A 15,483-nucleotide genomic window follows, 5' to 3' on the forward strand; every position below is an offset into this window, starting at 1 on the left:
TTTTTTCTTCTGAATTTAAATATTCACCTGTAAATACATAAAACTTAAACATTTTTTTCATGACAAATTTCACATTACATCCCAGAAAAAAAGTGGCTATTATTGTAGGAATTATTACAGGAATTATTTCTGCGATTGTTAAATTCGGTTGGGAAATACCTTTCCCCCCTCGTACACCAGAAAGAGACCTAACCAATCCTCCTCAACAGCTCTTGGAACAATTAGGTATGTCTTTTGACCTTTCTCATACAGTTTATTATTTTAATGGAAATCCTCGTCCTATTATGAGCTTTCTAGTTCATTTTTCTTTTTCTATTGTATTTGCTATAATTTATTGTGTGGCAGCCGAATATTATCCTAAAATTAAATTATGGCAAGGAACACTCTACGGATTGATTATTTATATTGCTTTCCATGTGATATTAATGCCAATTTTAGGAACTGTCCCACCACCTTGGGATCAACCTTTTGAAGAACATTTTTCAGAACTTTTCGGACATATGTTCTGGACATGGATTATTGAACTTACCCGTAGAGATTTAAGAAACCGAATTACTAAAGAACCGGATTCGGAAATTCCACTTACATCTCCTTTTCGATAATTAATAAAAAAACAGAACATTTTTCAATGTTCTGTTTTTTTATAAAAGCTAATCCAACTACTTATAATAATAAAATTTAATTTTAGAGTATAAAACAATTCTTTACCTTTGTCAAGACCAATTAAGAATAAGCTATGAAACCAGGAATACCTAAAGGTACTAGAGATTTTAACCCTATAGAAATACAAAAAAGGAGATATATTATTTCTAAATTACAAGCTAATTTTGAAAAATTTTGTTTTTCCCCTTTAGAAACTCCTTCTTTCGAAAATTTAGATACCTTAACCGGAAAATATGGAGAGGAAGGAGATCGGCTTATTTTTAAAATTTTGAATAACGGAGATTTCCTCTCTGAAGCCAGAAAAAAAATGCCTGACATTGAACAATGGAAATCTAAAAATATTACTGCTTCCATTTCTGAAAAAGCTTTACGATATGATTTAACCGTTCCCTTTGCCAGATATATAGCCATGAATCAAGGGAATATATCTTTACCTTACAAAAGATACCAAATTCAGCCAGTATGGAGAGCTGATCGTCCTCAAAAAGGTAGATATAGAGAATTTTACCAGTGCGATGCAGATGTGGTAGGATCTGAAAGTCTTTGGTATGAAGTAAATTTTATATTACTATATGATGCTTCATTCTCTGATTTAAAAATTCCTGTAGAAATTCATCTCAATAACCGTAAATTACTTGCTGCTATTGCTGAATATGCTTCTATTGAAGACCAGTTGATTGATTTTACTGTTGCTCTGGATAAACTAGATAAAATAGGTTTGGATAAAGTGTTGAATGAAATGAAAGAAAAAGGAATAGCACAAACCTCTCTCCAAAAATTAATTCCTATTATCGAATTATCCGGAAGTTTTGAAGATAAAATTACACGATTAAAAGAAATTCTAACGGATATAAAAGTTGGACAGAAAGGTATTGAAGAAATGGAATTTATTTATCATTCAGCAAAACAAATAGGTCTTAAATCTGCCGATTTGGTATTTAATTTAACACTGGCTCGTGGATTGGAATACTATACGGGAACTATTTACGAAATCAAAGCTAAAAATGTTTCCATAGGTTCTATTGGAGGAGGAGGACGTTATGATAATTTAACTGAAATATTTGGAGTCAAAAATATATCCGGTGTAGGAATTTCATTTGGACTCGATCGTATTTATTTGGTAATGGAGGAGTTGAATCTTTTCCCTGAATCTGCACATAAGAAAAAACAAATTCTGTTTTTTAACTTTGGTGAAAAAGAAAGCCTTCAGGCATTAAAACTAATACAAGAATTAAGAGGAAAAAATATTTCTTGTGATTTATATCCTGAAAAATTGAAACTTCAAAAACAGTTTACATATGCAGAAAAAAATGCAATACCTTTTGTCGCCTTTTATGGAGAAACAGAAATAAACTCTAAAACTCTTTCTTTAAAGAATATTATAACTGGGGAGCAAAAAACTTTACCTATAAGTGAATTAGAAACTTTCTTTTCTTAACCTTTATTTATTGTAATACATAAATTTCTTCTAAATAGAAAATTATAATTATCTTTAGTAAGAATGGTATATTTTTAGATATACTTATAGCAATTAAATAAATTTAATATTTATGAAAAAGCTAATTATACGGTCTTTTGTATTGATAGTTGTTTCTACCAACGCATTTGCTCAAAAAAATCAAAGAGAAATTAATAGAGAATATGGTAGAAAATATGAAGAAATAAATTCAGATTCTTCTTTAACACCTTATGAAAAATCTGAGAAAAAAAGAGAACTTGCAATAAAACAAAAACAAGATAATATAGAATATAACAAAGAAAATTATCATACCCATCATCATAATATAGATTATAAAGATGAAAGAAAAAAAGATATTGAACGAAAAATAGATTTGTTAGAAGATAGATATAAAAGAGATAAGGAGAGAATAGATAATAATGACAAGCTGAACAAAAGAGAAAAGAATGCTCAAAAAAAAATTCTTGAAAAAGATTATAAATCAAAAAAAGACCTCTTAAAAAGAGAAAAAGAAAATATAAAATAATAATTATTAGCTACTATTAATATAAGTTCTTTTTAATAATGAAAACAATTTTTGATATAGAACTATCTCAAGATGATTTGGATAATGGTAATTATAATTACCAGCCGATACTAACAAAAGAATTAGATTCTTTAAATATAGATTTTGATCAAGATATAATCAACAATATTATACTATGGAGTAAATAGATATGCAAAAATAGACAATGAATCACTCCTACTAATTAACAGAATAAATAGAGAAGATAATGAATTAAATATTGAGTTAACAACAAAAATTCTTTTAAAATTACTTGATAAAAAACGAAGAGGAATTCGTTTACCAATGGCTTCAACCATCTTGGGATTTAAAAACCCTAAAATTTATCAAATTTTAGATCAAAGAGTCTATAGATTCATTTATCCTAAAAAAACTCTAAAATATTCAAGTAATCTAAATGATCAAATTAATCTTTATATTCAATATTTGACTGATTTAAGAACAATTTGCATAGAAAGAAAGATAGATTATAGTATATCTGATAGAATATTATATTCACTTGATAAATTTCATAATAAAAATGAAAAAATTAGAAAATTATTGAAAAATCACTTTATAAAATAGAAGTTTTTATAAATACTTTATTTTACATTTAAAAATGAATTGCTCTTTTACCAGTAGCATCTAAAGCAGCTTCTTTTATAGCTTCTGCATAGGTAGGATGTGCATGGCTCATTCTTGTTATGTCTTCAGCAGAAGCTCGATATTCCAATAAGGAAACAGCATTAGCAATTAAATCAGCTGCACGGGCGGCTATTATATGTATCCCTAATATTTCGTCAGTAACCCCATCAGTCAATATTTTCACAAATCCATCTGTATCGCCACTGGCTCTGGCCCGTCCTAAAGCTCGCATCGGAAATTGTCCGGTTTTATATTTATATCCCTCTTCTATCAATTGTTCCTCAGTCTTTCCCACTCCGGCAACTTCCGGCCAGGTATATACTACGCCAGGGATTAGATTATAATTTATATGCGGTTTTTGTCCTGACAATTGCTCTGCTACCAATACGCCTTCTTCCTCTGCTTTATGTGCCAACATAGGACCACGAATCACATCTCCTATTGCATATATATTCAGGATATTGGTTTGTAATTGATCATTTACATTAATATATCCTTTTTCATCAACTTTAATTCCTACATTTTCCAAACCTAAACCTTCAACATAGGGTTTTCTTCCAACTGATACTAAACAATAATCTCCGTCAAAAATTACTTTTTCCCCATCTTTATCTATTGCCTGTACGGTTACTTTATCGTCTTCACGAATTACTTTTGTTACTTTAGTGGATAAAGAAAATTTCATTCCCAATTTTTTTAGAACTTTTTGTAATTCTTTAGATAAAGCTCCATCCATAGTAGGAATTAACTTATCTAAATATTCAATAACTGTAACATCCGCTCCTAATCTTTTATATACTGAACCTAATTCTAAGCCTATAACACCTCCACCTATAACCAACAAATGCTTAGGAATTTCTTTTAAATTTAAGGCTTCAGTAGAAGTAATAATTCGTATTTTATCTATAGGCACGGACGGGAGACTTACAGGCTTGGATCCGGTAGCTATAATAAAATATTTAGACTCTAGTTCCTCTCTATTTCCATCTTCTTTTTTTACGGCTAATCGGGTATTGGAGATAAAAGTTCCAACTCCATGGAAAACAGTAATTTTATTTTTATCCATCAGGAAATTAATTCCTTTAGTCGTTTGGTCTATGATTTCATTTTTTCTTTCTATCATTCTATCTAAATTTACTTTCGGTAAATTAATTTCTATACCCAAACTTTCAAAATTATGTAGTGCAATATGAAAATACTCTGTCGAATCCAACAAGGCTTTTGAAGGAATACACCCTACATTTAAACAAGTTCCTCCTAAGGTAGGATATTTTTCTACTATTGCTGTCTTAAAACCTAATTGTGCACAACGAATTGCTGCCACGTACCCCCCTGGTCCTGAGCCTATAATTATTACATCAAATTTATTCATGTTTTAATTAAAAATATGTTTTACTCAAATATATAAAAAGAGCTAAGGAAAATAAAATAAGTTTTCATTTTTATTTTTACTTTTGTTTTTCAATTGTTTTTATGATTTTAGAAGTTTTATCCATAATTATTTTATTTATATCAATAGGAGGATGGGGTATATGGGCTCAATATTTACTGGCTTCAAAAAAACAATCTCCATCTCTCACTTTCTTATTGGGTTTAACTTTTTTAAGTATTGTACTTTGTATTATTTCATTTTTCTACCCTCTAAACAGAAAAATAGAAATTTTATTATTTGCTATCTCAATAATTCCTTATTTCATAAAAAACTTAAAGTATTATAGAATAAAATTTCCTTTAGAAATAATAAAATCTGGATGGTTCTGGCTTTTTTCTTTACTCATATTACTGGTTGGTTCTTATTATCCTTTTAGACCTGATCATTTTGGATATTATATACCTAGTCTAAATTGGCTGAACCAATATGGACTTATCTTAGGAGTTGCCAATATTGACTGGGTTTTAGGCCAAATGTCCTCACTACACATTATTCAAGCAGGTTTTGACGATACTATTGATCCCTTCCAAAGGATTAATCTGCTTATTACAATTCTTTTCATATTTTATATTTTTGAAAGAAAAGTTTATTTTTTATTAATATTTATCCCCTTTTACTTTTTATTTATCCAAACACCTTCACCGGACATTCCAGTAATTTTTTTCTCTTTAATTATTGTTAATGAAGAATGTTTTAACTATAAAAAAGAAAATTTTAAAGTAATATTCATATTATCTGTTTTTATATTTACTATAAAACCTTTTGGTTTCTGGTTACCTTTATGGATATTTTTAATGGGAATACATCAAAATAAAAAAGAATTATTAAATTATAAGAATTACATATTCCCTTTAATTTTAATTCTCACTTTTGTTATCAAAAATATTGTTACTTCCTCTACCATTATATTTCCAGTAACACAAACCCAAATTACTACTTATTGGCTCTCAGATCCTAGAATTTTGAAAATTTCGAACCAATATGCAAATTATTATACTTTCAATGGTCACTTTCCTATTGAAAAAATAAATTCTTTTTCTTTTATTAAAAAATTATATTATTGGCTTAGTATAAGGGAATTACAAACTATTATTAACATTTTTATTTGTATTACACTATTTATATTCGGAATATTTGCTTTTATAAAAAAGAAATTTATTTACATTAGTTTATGGGGTATAATTTTCTTAAAATTATATTTAATTCTGCTATTTTCCGGACAATATCGTTTTATTCTTGACGGAATATATCCTCTAATTTTTATCTTATTCCATTATACAAAAATTAACCAATCAAAGATCCTTGTTCCTGCTTTGGCTCTCAATATTTTATTCTTTACATTAATTAGTTATCCTGTTCTTATTCAAAAATTAATTCCAGAATACAAGCTAGCCAATACAATGGTAGGGTTTACAAAGGGTAATTTACTAAAACCCAAAAATTATATATTAAATGATTATAAAAAAGTAAAACTAGGAAATCTTATATTATATATTACCAATAATAATTCCATGTATAATTTTGATACCCCTCCTCCTGCGTTTGAAAAAGAAAAATTAATACTTTATAAATATCTGAATATTTTTCCACAAATGAAAGATTCTACTGATATACATAAAGGATTTTATATAAAAAAACTCACTAAGCAAGAGAATAATAAACTAACTAAAATTATAGAAAACCTTAAAAATAATTAATTTTATTCCACTTCCAGTATAATATCCGAATATAAGGAAATGAATTATTTTTAGCTAGAAACGATACACATTTTAACAATTCTTCTTTATTATCTATCTTTAATTTAGGTATTATAACACTTCTACCTCCTTTCAGTTTAATAAATATATGCGTTGGAATTTCCTCAATTTTTTCTATTTCCAAAATTTTTATTTTCCCTCTTTCCTTACCATTAAATAAAACTATTTCTTCTTCATCAATTGTTAAAATCATATTATTTAGATTACTCTCTGTAAAATGTTTATATACATAACGTTTAAAATATCGTTTATAAATCCAATTTGCATATATAGGATAAATTAAAAAAAATCCTATCCCAAAAGCAATAAAATAAATACTTAAAAATTTATTCCCTTGTAAATAAAAAACTATGGCTAATATAAAAAAAGCAGTAGTCCACAATATAAGCCCTCTTTTTCTCTGTTTTTTTATGGCTTCGTTCATGGATGCTCCAAAAAGCTGATGAGTTAAATAATCTTCTGCTGTAATTTCATATGTGAAATCAAATTGCTTTTCCATATACTTATTTATATTTTTTGTTATTTTAGATTAAATATCGATTTTTTAACTTTTTCCCATAAAGAAATAAATTATAATATCTACTTTAACATATATGCGTCATATTATTTTTTAAATTTTATAATAGTGTAGTTCCATAATAATTTAAATGTAAAAATAAAATTTTTCATTTTTTAAAAACAACTTTTATAATTTAAAATTCATATACTAAGTCCTTAATATTTATAACAAAAAAACAGGTTTATTAATAAACCTGTTTTTTTATTTTTTTATAGACTTTATAACTTTTTTAAAAGAGAAATAAAATTTACTTTATCATTAATTATTTTGTTAAGTAAATCCACAGAGACTCTTTCTTGTTTCATGGTATCTCTATCTCTAATAGTCACTGTATGATTGCTTAAGGTATCGTGGTCAACAGTTACACAGAATGGTGTTCCTATAGCATCTTGCCTTCTATAACGTTTACCTATAGCATCTTTATCTTCATACATAACATTAAAATCATATTTAAGATCATTAAATATCTTTTCTGCATATTCTGGTAATCCGTCTTTTTTTATAAGAGGAAAAATTGCCACTTTAATAGGGGCTAAAGCAGGAGGCAATGATAAAACGACTCTTGAGGTTCCATCTTCTAATTCTTCATCTTTTAAACAGTTAGATAGTAAGGCTAAAAACATTCTATCTAGCCCTATAGAAGTTTCTACTACATAAGGGACATAACTTTTATTTTGTTCTGGATCAAAATATTGAAGTTTTTTACCGGAATATTTTTCATGAGCAGAAAGATCAAAATTTGTTCTGGAATGTATACCTTCCAATTCCTTAAATCCGAACGGAAATTTAAATTCTATATCTGTTGCTGCATTGGCATAATGCGCTAATTTTTCATGATCATGAAAACGATAATTATCCTTTCCTAAACCTAAAGCCAAATGCCAGTTTAGTCTTTTTTCCTTCCATTTTTCAAAATGAGAAAGCTCTGTTCCAGGAGGTACAAAAAATTGCATTTCCATCTGTTCAAATTCGCGCATTCTAAAAATAAATTGCCGAGCAACAATTTCATTTCTAAAAGCTTTACCTATTTGAGCAATACCAAATGGTAATTTTTTTCTTCCGGTTTTTTGAACGTTTAAATAATTAACAAAAATACCCTGTGCTGTTTCTGGTCGAAGATATAAGTCTGTTGCCGAATCAGTAGTTGATCCTAACTTTGTTCCAAACATAAGATTAAATTGACGGACTTCTGTCCAGTTCTTAGAACCTGTTTCCGGATCAGAAATTCCTAATTCTTCAATCAAGGCTTTAGTGTCAGCCAAATTAGTTTCTAAAGATTTTGCAAGTTTTTTCAGTATATCTGCTTTCTTTTTTCTATATTCCAATACTTTAGCATCAGTAGTTTCAAACTTTTCCAGATCAAAAGCCTCACCAAATCTTTTTTTTGCTTTTTCAATTTCTTTTTTAGCCTTATCTTCAAATTTTTCTGCAAAATCTTCTACCAATACATCTGCCCGAAATCTCTTTTTACTATCTTTATTATCTATCAAAGGATCATTAAAAGCATCTACATGGCCAGAGGCTTTCCATATGGTTGGATGCATAAATATTGCTGAATCAATTCCTACAATATTTTCATTAAGCTGAACCATAGATTTCCACCAATACTGCTTAATATTATTTTTTAATTCTGCACCGTTTTGCCCATAATCATATATTGCTGATAATCCGTCATATACTTCACTAGAAGGAAATACAAACCCATACTCTTTAGCATGAGCTACTACTCTTTTCAAAACATCTTCTTGAGATTTCATATATATTTTGTTAGATATTTATTTTTGAAAGGCAAATTTACTATAAAATTTATGATATTCATATACACTTATTTTCTTCATTATCTTTACGAATAAGATTTTATTAAAATTCGTAACTTTTTTAATATTAATAGATAATGACTTTATTTATTAAATAAATTTTGTGATTGTAATTTATATTTATATATTTGCACCCTAAAAATTTACTTTACGAATAAAAAAAGAGATGTTATTATGTTAATTATTCCTGTAAAAGATGGAGAGTCTATTGATAAAGCTCTAAAAAAATATAAAAGAAAATATGACAAGACTGGTGTTGTTAAAGAGCTAAGAAAAAGACAACAATTTACAAAACCTTCTGTTATCAAGAGACAAAGCGTTATAAAAGCTGCTTACAAACAAAAATTACAGAGTCAGGAAGAAGCATAAATAAATATTTCTTCTAAAATAATATATCTTCTGTTATAAAAATTATTATTTTTGAACAGAAGATTTTTTATGTTAAAAAATAAATTCCTAGACTATCTTTTATTAGAAAAAAACTATTCTCTACTTACTATACAGTGCTATAAAAAAGATTTAGAAGAATTAGAATTTTTTTTATTACAAACTGAAGATGTTTCTGATATAGAAAAATCCACAAATAGACAACTAAGGAACTTTATAATTCATCTTTCTCAAAAAAAAATATCTGAAAAAACTATTAACCGGAAAATATCATCTATCCGTAGTTTTTTTAAATTCCTTTTAAAAACCAGCTCATTAGAGGTTAATCCAACATTAAATATTAAAAATCTTAAATTAAGACAACAAGTACTAGTTCCTTATTCGGAAGATGAAATCAAAATATTAGAAAATACTTTTATAGATATTGATCAAACACTTTCTGAATTTGAGAAAACAAGAAACCAATTGATTTTTGAAATATTTTATCAAACTGGAATCAGAAGAATGGAATTAATTAATTTGAAAATTTCCGAAATTGATTTTTATGAATGCACAATACGAATAATTGGAAAAAGAAATAAAGAAAGACAAATCCCCATAACAGATAATTTAAAAGAAAAATTAAACCAATATATAAGTTTAAAAGAGGATAACCATGAATATCTATTTACTAACAATAAAGGAGAAATTCTTAAAGAAAAATTTGTTTATAATTTAATTAATAAATATCTTAGTAAAGTAACAAGTAAACAAAAAAAGAGTCCACATATGTTACGACATACATTTGCGAGTCACTTATTGCATAATGGGGCAGAATTAAATTCTATAAAAGAGATTCTTGGTCATAGTAGTTTAGCTGCAACGCAAATCTATACTCATAGCAATATAGATGATCTAAAAAAAATATTTAATCAATCTCATCCCTATGGGCATAAAAAAGAAGAAAATGAAAATTAAATCACAAGCAGTAAATTTTAATGCACAAGATGCATTAATGGATTTTTTAAATAAAAAATTATCAAAATTAGAACAATTTTATGATAAAATTATAGCCGCTAAAGTATTTATGAAATTAGAAAACTCTACAGATAAAGAAAACAAAACTGTAGAAATTGTATTAGAAATTCCCGGAGATGATTTAATAGCTAAAAAAACCTCCTCTTCTTTTGAGGAAAGTATAGACCAAGTTTGTGATGCACTTAAAAAGATGATAATCAAAAGGAAAGAAAAAACACACTAAAAAAAGTTCATTTTTTTTGTAAGAAAATTTGGAGATTTTAAAAAATTATCTACCTTTGCAATCCATTTAACAAACATCCTTTTTAAATGGATTGTTTCTTTGAAATAGAATTTAATTGCCGGTATAGCTCAGTTGGCCAGAGCACGTGATTTGTAATCTCGGGGTCGTGGGTTCGAATCCCTCTACCGGCTCATTCAGAAGGGGAGATACTCAAGCGGCCAACGAGGACAGACTGTAAATCTGTTGGTTTTTACCTTCGAAGGTTCGAATCCTTCTCTCCCCACTACCACTAAATATTTGTAATTTAAAATTTTTCAAATTTTATTAGAATTACACCTAAGGTTAAGAAATAAGCGGAAGTAGCTCAGTTGGTAGAGCGTCAGCCTTCCAAGCTGAATGTCGCGAGTTCGACCCTCGTCTTCCGCTCAATTTTTTGCCGATGTAGCTCAGGGGTAGAGCGCTTCCTTGGTAAGGACGAGGTCACGGGTTCAATTCCCGTCATTGGCTCTAAAATCTAAAAAATATATCTCACAAATACATACTATTTATACCATACAGGTAAATCTATTATTAAAACTCATAAAAACATAATATTTTTTTTATAGATTATTGTAATTATGAAATAATTAGCTATATTTGCACTCATTTTTGGAAATTAAAATAAACATTTTATCATGGCAAAAGAAACTTTTCAGCGTACCAAACCACACCTTAATATAGGTACAATCGGTCACGTAGACCACGGAAAAACAACATTAACCGCAGCTATTACTAAAGTTTTATCTGAAAAAGGATTAGCTGAGAAAAAAGACTTTTCTCAAATTGATGCGGCTCCTGAAGAAAAAGAAAGAGGTATAACAATTAATACAGCTCACGTAGAATATGAAACAGAAAATCGTCATTATGCCCACGTTGACTGCCCAGGACACGCAGACTATGTAAAAAACATGGTTACAGGTGCTGCACAAATGGATGGTGCCATTTTAGTGGTTGCTGCAACAGATGGTCCTATGCCTCAAACCAGAGAACATATCCTATTATGTCGTCAGGTAAATGTACCAAGAATTGTTGTATTTATGAACAAAGTAGATATGGTAGATGATCCTGAATTATTAGAATTAGTAGAAATGGAAGTAAGAGATTTATTATCCTCTTATGAATATGATGGAGATAATACTCCGGTTATAAAGGGATCTGCTTTAGGTGCATTAAATGGAGAACCACAATGGGTTGCTACTATTGAGGAACTTATGCAAGCTGTTGATACATGGATTGAACAACCTCAAAGAGATCAAGATAAACCATTCTTAATGCCAATTGAAGATGTTTTCTCTATTACAGGTCGTGGTACTGTAGCAACAGGTCGTATTGAAGCAGGTGTAATAAATTCCGGTGAAGCTGTAGATATCGTAGGTATGGGAGATGAAAAATTAACTTCTACTATTACTGGAGTTGAAATGTTCAGAAAAATATTAGATAGAGGTGAAGCTGGAGATAATGTAGGTCTATTATTAAGAGGTATTGAGAAAACTGATATCCGTCGTGGTATGGTAATAGCTAAACCAGGATCTATCACTCCTCATAAAAAATTCAAAGCCGAAGTTTATATCTTAACCAAAGAAGAAGGTGGGCGTCACACACCATTCCATAACAACTATCGTCCTCAATTCTATGTTAGAACCACTGATGTAACAGGTACTATTACTTTACCTGAAGGAACTGAAATGGTTATGCCTGGAGATAACTTAACTATAACAGTAGAATTACACCAACCAATAGCACTTAACAATGGCTTAAGATTTGCAATCCGTGAAGGTGGTAGAACTGTAGGTGCAGGACAAGTTACTGAAATTATTGATTAATAAAAAATATAAACATTTAAGAAAGACTTTAAACATTTAAATTAATAGTAAAGTCTTTCTTTTAAGCGGGTGTAGCTCAGCTGGTAGAGCATCGGTCTCCAAAACCGAGGGCCGTGAGTTCGAATCTTACCGCCCGCGCTTAATTTATAAAAATGAACGGACTCATTACTTATCTGAAAGGTTCGATAACAGAATTCAAAGATCATGTTGAATGGCCAAAATGGTCAGATTTACAATCTTCAACTACTGTAGTAGCTATAGCAACTATAATATTATCTCTTTTTTGTTTTGGGGTAGATTGGGTATTTGCTAAAGCTCTCAAAAATATTTTTTCAATTTTAATAGGATTAAAATCTTAATAAAATAATTAGGGAACAATGAGTGAAATGAAATGGTATGTACTTAAGACAATAAGTGGTCAAGAATCCAAAGTTAAAATGTATATCGAAAATGAAGTTTTAAGAGCAGAGCATCTTAAAAACAACTTTGGACAGATTGTTGTTCCTACTGAAAAAGTAGTTCAAATCAGAAATGGTAAAAAAATCCGTAAAGATAAGGTATATTATCCAGGATATGTTATGATTGAAGCTAACTTAATTGGTGAATTACCCCATACCATTAAAAACATACCGGGAGTAATTAGTTTTTTAAGTGCAACTAAAGGAGGAGATCCCTTACCAATGAGGAAAAGTGAAGTTAGCAGAATTTTTGGAAAGATGGATGAACTTTCTGAATCTGAAGATGTACTTAATATCCCATTTGAAAATGGTGAAACTGTCAAGGTAATTGATGGTCCTTTTAATGGATTTAATGGTACTATCGAAAAAATAAATGAAGAAAAAAGGAAATTAGATGTAATGGTTTTAATCTTCGGTAGAAAAACACCAATAGAATTAAGCTTTTCGCAAGTAGAAAAAATATAGGCTGCTTCCACAGATTATATATTAAATCATTTTTAAACCTAAAATTTAAAATGGCAAAGAAAATTTTTAAAATGGTAAAACTCCAAGTGAAGGGTGGACAAGCCAATCCTTCACCACCGGTAGGACCTGCATTAGGTGCTGCAGGGGTTAATATTATGGAGTTTTGTAAACAATTTAATGCACGTACACAAGACAAGCAAGGTCAAGTATTGCCCGTAATCATAACAGTTTACGAAGATAAATCTTTTGATTTTATCGTTAAAACTCCTCCTGTAACGGTGCAACTTTTAGCAGCATCAAAAGCAAAAAAAGGATCAGGAGAACCAAATAGAGTAAAAGTAGCAGGCGTAACTTGGAGTCAAATACAACAAATCGCTGAAGACAAAATGGTAGATTTAAACTGCTTTACAATAGAGTCAGCAATAAGTATGGTTGCAGGTACTGCACGATCAATGGGTATAAAAGTAACCGGACAAAATCCGCTTAACAATTAATCTGAGTATTATGGCAGTATTAACAAAAAAACAAAAAGCAGTAATTGCTAAAGTAGATAAAACAAAACTTTATTCATTAGAAGAGGCTTCTCGTTTAGTTAAAGAAATCAGTTATACAAAGTTCGATGCATCAGTAGATGTAGCTGTACGTTTAGGTGTTGATCCTCGTAAAGCAAATCAGATGGTTAGAGGAGTCGTATCTTTACCTCACGGTACAGGAAAACAAACTAAAGTATTGGCTTTAGTAACTCCTGAAAAAGAACAAGAAGCTAAAGATGCAGGGGCAGATTATGTAGGTTTAGATGAATACCTTCAAAAAATAAAAGAGGGCTGGACAGATGTTGATGTAATTATCACCCAACCGCAAGTTATGGGTAAATTAGGCCCTTTAGGCCGTATATTAGGCCCAAGAGGTTTAATGCCTAATCCTAAAACAGGTACTGTAACTATGGATATAGGAAAAGCCGTTACCGAAGTAAAAGCTGGTAAAATAGATTTTAAGGTAGATAAATATGGAATAGTGCATGCAGCAATTGGAAAAGTATCTTTTGATGCTAAACAAATTCAAGAAAATGCTCAAGAAATTATTTCAACCTTAATTAAATTAAAACCACAAGCTGCAAAAGGAGTATATGTAAAAAGTATATACCTATCCTCTACTATGAGTCCGGGAATTGCAATTGATCCTAAAGGTGTTAACTAATTAATTTTTACTAATTATGACAAAGCAAGAAAAAGCACAAGTAATTGAAGAATTACAAGAAGTACTAAAAGGTACCAATGTATTATATATAGCTGACACTGATGGATTAAACGCTCAACAAACCTCAGATTTAAGAAGAGCTTGTTTTAAAGAAAGTATTTCAATGAAAGTTGTTAAAAATACTTTATTGAAAAAAGCTATGGAAAATGTAGAGGATAAAGACTTTTCAGGACTTTTTGAAAGTTTAAAAGGAAATTCTACTATTTTTATTTCAGAAAAAGGTAATGCTCCTGCAAAACTAATACAAATTATCAGAAAAAAATCAGATAAACCTTTATTAAAAGCTGCATGGGTTGATTCAGCTGTATTCTTAGGAGATTCTCAACTAGATATTTTATCTAATCTTAAATCTAAAGAAGAATTGGTTGGAGAAATCATCGGATTATTACAATCTCCTATCAAAAATGTGGTTTCTGCACTTAAATCTAGTGGAAATACGATTGCAGGTTTAGTAAAAACTTTATCTGAAAAAGCGAAATAAAAATTACGCACTCATAATAAATATAGTTGTTAAACAAAATTAAAAAAAATTAAAATGGCAGATTTAAAACAATTAGCTGAAACTTTAGTAAATTTAACAGTAAAAGAAGTTAATGAATTAGCTGAAATATTAAAAGAAGAATACGGAATTGAGCCTGCTGCTGCTGCTGTTGCTGTTGCTGCTTCACCTGCTGGAGGTGCAGATGCCGGTGCTGCTGAAGAAAAAACTGAATTTGATGTAATTCTTAAAGCAGCTGGTGCTAATAAATTAGCAGTTGTTAAATTAGTTAAAGATTTAACAGGTAAAGGATTAAAAGAGGCTAAAGATGCTGTTGATGGAGCTCCTACTGCAATTAAAGAAGCAGTTAGTAAAGATGAAGCAGAAAGCCTTAAAAAACAGCTTGAAGAAGCTGGTGCTGAAGTTGAATTGAAATAATTCAATTAACCTTAAAATAAAG

The 15,483-nt window shown here is 29.3% G+C and carries 18 protein-coding genes and 5 tRNA genes; 20 read left to right on the forward strand and 3 right to left on the reverse strand.

What is annotated here, in order from left to right; genetic code table 11:
- Positions 1 to 59: 59 nt before the first annotated feature.
- From C4S76_RS07050 to C4S76_RS11790, 4 genes are all read left to right on the forward strand, one after another.
- Positions 60 to 602 carry a YagU family protein gene (locus tag C4S76_RS07050; RefSeq protein ID WP_105193771.1) on the forward strand — a complete coding sequence of 181 codons (543 nt, stop codon included), beginning with the start codon at positions 60 to 62 and terminating at the stop codon, positions 600 to 602.
- 134 nt (positions 603 to 736) lie between these two features.
- Positions 737 to 2,101, forward strand: a complete 1,365-nt coding sequence (gene hisS / locus C4S76_RS07055) for a histidine--tRNA ligase (RefSeq protein WP_105193772.1) — start codon at positions 737 to 739, stop codon at positions 2,099 to 2,101.
- A gap of 112 nt (positions 2,102 to 2,213) precedes the next feature.
- A complete protein-coding gene (locus C4S76_RS07060) occupies positions 2,214 to 2,648 on the forward strand; it encodes a hypothetical protein (RefSeq protein ID WP_105193773.1) in 435 nt (144 codons plus the stop codon).
- A 38-nt stretch (positions 2,649 to 2,686) separates the two neighbouring features.
- Positions 2,687 to 2,836, forward strand: a complete 150-nt coding sequence (locus C4S76_RS11790) for a hypothetical protein (protein WP_181044081.1) — start codon at positions 2,687 to 2,689, stop codon at positions 2,834 to 2,836.
- Between the two features lie 443 nt (positions 2,837 to 3,279).
- On the opposite strand, the gene lpdA is transcribed toward C4S76_RS11790, so the two are convergent.
- Positions 3,280 to 4,683, reverse strand: coding sequence for a dihydrolipoyl dehydrogenase (gene lpdA, locus C4S76_RS07070; protein WP_105193775.1), 1,404 nt, complete (start codon positions 4,681 to 4,683; stop codon positions 3,280 to 3,282).
- Positions 4,684 to 4,784: 101 nt separating this feature from the next.
- Here lpdA and C4S76_RS07075 point away from each other — a divergent pair, with 101 nt between their 5' ends.
- On the forward strand, positions 4,785 to 6,440 hold the full coding sequence (locus tag C4S76_RS07075; RefSeq protein ID WP_105193776.1) for an LIC_10190 family membrane protein: 1,656 nt from the start codon (positions 4,785 to 4,787) through the stop codon (positions 6,438 to 6,440).
- On the opposite strand, the gene C4S76_RS07080 is transcribed toward C4S76_RS07075, so the two are convergent.
- Together C4S76_RS07080 and C4S76_RS07085 are read right to left on the reverse strand one after the other, a co-directional pair.
- A complete protein-coding gene (locus C4S76_RS07080; protein WP_105193777.1) occupies positions 6,427 to 6,999 on the reverse strand; it encodes a YcxB family protein in 573 nt (190 codons plus the stop codon). The two genes, C4S76_RS07075 and C4S76_RS07080, sit on opposite strands and share 14 nt — an antisense overlap.
- Before the next feature lie 278 nt (positions 7,000 to 7,277).
- Positions 7,278 to 8,816, reverse strand: a complete 1,539-nt coding sequence (locus tag C4S76_RS07085) for a glycine--tRNA ligase (protein WP_105193778.1) — start codon at positions 8,814 to 8,816, stop codon at positions 7,278 to 7,280.
- Between the two features lie 234 nt (positions 8,817 to 9,050).
- On the opposite strand from C4S76_RS07085, the gene rpsU reads away from it, so the two are divergent.
- The 15 genes from rpsU (at position 9,051) to rplL (ending at position 15,461) form a co-directional block, all read left to right on the forward strand.
- Complete coding sequence (rpsU, locus tag C4S76_RS07090) at positions 9,051 to 9,245, forward strand: 30S ribosomal protein S21 (protein ID WP_105193779.1); 195 nt, start codon at positions 9,051 to 9,053, stop codon at positions 9,243 to 9,245.
- A 69-nt stretch (positions 9,246 to 9,314) separates the two neighbouring features.
- On the forward strand, positions 9,315 to 10,220 hold the full coding sequence (locus C4S76_RS07095; protein WP_105193780.1) for a tyrosine-type recombinase/integrase: 906 nt from the start codon (positions 9,315 to 9,317) through the stop codon (positions 10,218 to 10,220).
- Entirely contained in the window at positions 10,210 to 10,503 is a 294-nt protein-coding gene (gene hpf, locus C4S76_RS07100; RefSeq protein WP_105193781.1) for a ribosome hibernation-promoting factor, HPF/YfiA family, read from the forward strand. The genes C4S76_RS07095 and hpf overlap by 11 nt, the downstream gene beginning before the upstream one ends.
- 117 nt (positions 10,504 to 10,620) lie before the next feature.
- Positions 10,621 to 10,694: transfer RNA gene (locus C4S76_RS07105), tRNA-Thr, on the forward strand.
- A gap of 9 nt (positions 10,695 to 10,703) precedes the next feature.
- Positions 10,704 to 10,786 (forward strand) — tRNA-Tyr (locus C4S76_RS07110).
- 70 nt (positions 10,787 to 10,856) lie between these two features.
- Positions 10,857 to 10,929: transfer RNA gene (locus tag C4S76_RS07115), tRNA-Gly, on the forward strand.
- A gap of 9 nt (positions 10,930 to 10,938) precedes the next feature.
- A tRNA-Thr gene (locus C4S76_RS07120) sits at positions 10,939 to 11,010 on the forward strand.
- Between the two features lie 167 nt (positions 11,011 to 11,177).
- Entirely contained in the window at positions 11,178 to 12,365 is a 1,188-nt protein-coding gene (tuf, locus tag C4S76_RS07125; RefSeq protein WP_105193782.1) for an elongation factor Tu, read from the forward strand.
- Positions 12,366 to 12,430: 65 nt separating this feature from the next.
- A tRNA-Trp gene (locus C4S76_RS07130) sits at positions 12,431 to 12,503 on the forward strand.
- Between the two features lie 14 nt (positions 12,504 to 12,517).
- Positions 12,518 to 12,724: a preprotein translocase subunit SecE gene (secE, locus tag C4S76_RS07135; protein ID WP_105193783.1), complete on the forward strand. Its 207-nt coding sequence runs from the start codon at positions 12,518 to 12,520 to the stop codon at positions 12,722 to 12,724.
- Between the two features lie 18 nt (positions 12,725 to 12,742).
- Complete coding sequence (nusG, locus tag C4S76_RS07140; protein ID WP_105193784.1) at positions 12,743 to 13,288, forward strand: transcription termination/antitermination protein NusG; 546 nt, start codon at positions 12,743 to 12,745, stop codon at positions 13,286 to 13,288.
- Between the two features lie 50 nt (positions 13,289 to 13,338).
- The gene (gene rplK / locus C4S76_RS07145) at positions 13,339 to 13,782 is read left to right on the forward strand and encodes a 50S ribosomal protein L11 (protein WP_105193785.1); all 444 of its coding nucleotides are present in this window, start codon (positions 13,339 to 13,341) and stop codon (positions 13,780 to 13,782) included.
- Between the two features lie 10 nt (positions 13,783 to 13,792).
- Positions 13,793 to 14,485 carry a 50S ribosomal protein L1 gene (rplA, locus tag C4S76_RS07150; protein WP_105193786.1) on the forward strand — a complete coding sequence of 231 codons (693 nt, stop codon included), beginning with the start codon at positions 13,793 to 13,795 and terminating at the stop codon, positions 14,483 to 14,485.
- Positions 14,486 to 14,501: 16 nt separating this feature from the next.
- Positions 14,502 to 15,026, forward strand: a complete 525-nt coding sequence (rplJ, locus tag C4S76_RS07155; RefSeq protein ID WP_105193787.1) for a 50S ribosomal protein L10 — start codon at positions 14,502 to 14,504, stop codon at positions 15,024 to 15,026.
- A gap of 54 nt (positions 15,027 to 15,080) precedes the next feature.
- Complete coding sequence (gene rplL / locus C4S76_RS07160) at positions 15,081 to 15,461, forward strand: 50S ribosomal protein L7/L12 (RefSeq protein ID WP_105193788.1); 381 nt, start codon at positions 15,081 to 15,083, stop codon at positions 15,459 to 15,461.
- Positions 15,462 to 15,483 lie beyond the last annotated feature (22 nt).

The sequence above is a fragment of the Apibacter adventoris genome (assembly GCF_002964965.1).
In the GTDB taxonomy this organism is placed as follows: Bacteria; Bacteroidota; Bacteroidia; order Flavobacteriales; family Weeksellaceae; genus Apibacter; species Apibacter adventoris.

Coding starts and splice junctions, on each gene's coding strand:
- C4S76_RS07075 (WP_105193776.1), top strand. CDS start 4,785: ATGATTTTAGAAGTTTTATCCATAATTATTTTATTTATATCAATAGGA.
- nusG (WP_105193784.1), top strand. CDS start 12,743: ATGAGTGAAATGAAATGGTATGTACTTAAGACAATAAGTGGTCAAGAA.
- lpdA (WP_105193775.1), bottom strand. CDS start 4,683: ATGAATAAATTTGATGTAATAATTATAGGCTCAGGACCAGGGGGGTAC.
- rplJ (WP_105193787.1), top strand. CDS start 14,502: ATGACAAAGCAAGAAAAAGCACAAGTAATTGAAGAATTACAAGAAGTA.
- rpsU (WP_105193779.1), top strand. CDS start 9,051: ATGTTAATTATTCCTGTAAAAGATGGAGAGTCTATTGATAAAGCTCTA.
- C4S76_RS07095 (WP_105193780.1), top strand. CDS start 9,315: ATGTTAAAAAATAAATTCCTAGACTATCTTTTATTAGAAAAAAACTAT.
- hpf (WP_105193781.1), top strand. CDS start 10,210: ATGAAAATTAAATCACAAGCAGTAAATTTTAATGCACAAGATGCATTA.
- rplK (WP_105193785.1), top strand. CDS start 13,339: ATGGCAAAGAAAATTTTTAAAATGGTAAAACTCCAAGTGAAGGGTGGA.
- tuf (WP_105193782.1), top strand. CDS start 11,178: ATGGCAAAAGAAACTTTTCAGCGTACCAAACCACACCTTAATATAGGT.
- C4S76_RS07085 (WP_105193778.1), bottom strand. CDS start 8,816: ATGAAATCTCAAGAAGATGTTTTGAAAAGAGTAGTAGCTCATGCTAAA.
- rplL (WP_105193788.1), top strand. CDS start 15,081: ATGGCAGATTTAAAACAATTAGCTGAAACTTTAGTAAATTTAACAGTA.
- C4S76_RS07050 (WP_105193771.1), top strand. CDS start 60: ATGACAAATTTCACATTACATCCCAGAAAAAAAGTGGCTATTATTGTA.
- C4S76_RS07080 (WP_105193777.1), bottom strand. CDS start 6,999: ATGGAAAAGCAATTTGATTTCACATATGAAATTACAGCAGAAGATTAT.
- C4S76_RS07060 (WP_105193773.1), top strand. CDS start 2,214: ATGAAAAAGCTAATTATACGGTCTTTTGTATTGATAGTTGTTTCTACC.
- C4S76_RS11790 (WP_181044081.1), top strand. CDS start 2,687: ATGAAAACAATTTTTGATATAGAACTATCTCAAGATGATTTGGATAAT.
- secE (WP_105193783.1), top strand. CDS start 12,518: ATGAACGGACTCATTACTTATCTGAAAGGTTCGATAACAGAATTCAAA.
- rplA (WP_105193786.1), top strand. CDS start 13,793: ATGGCAGTATTAACAAAAAAACAAAAAGCAGTAATTGCTAAAGTAGAT.
- hisS (WP_105193772.1), top strand. CDS start 737: ATGAAACCAGGAATACCTAAAGGTACTAGAGATTTTAACCCTATAGAA.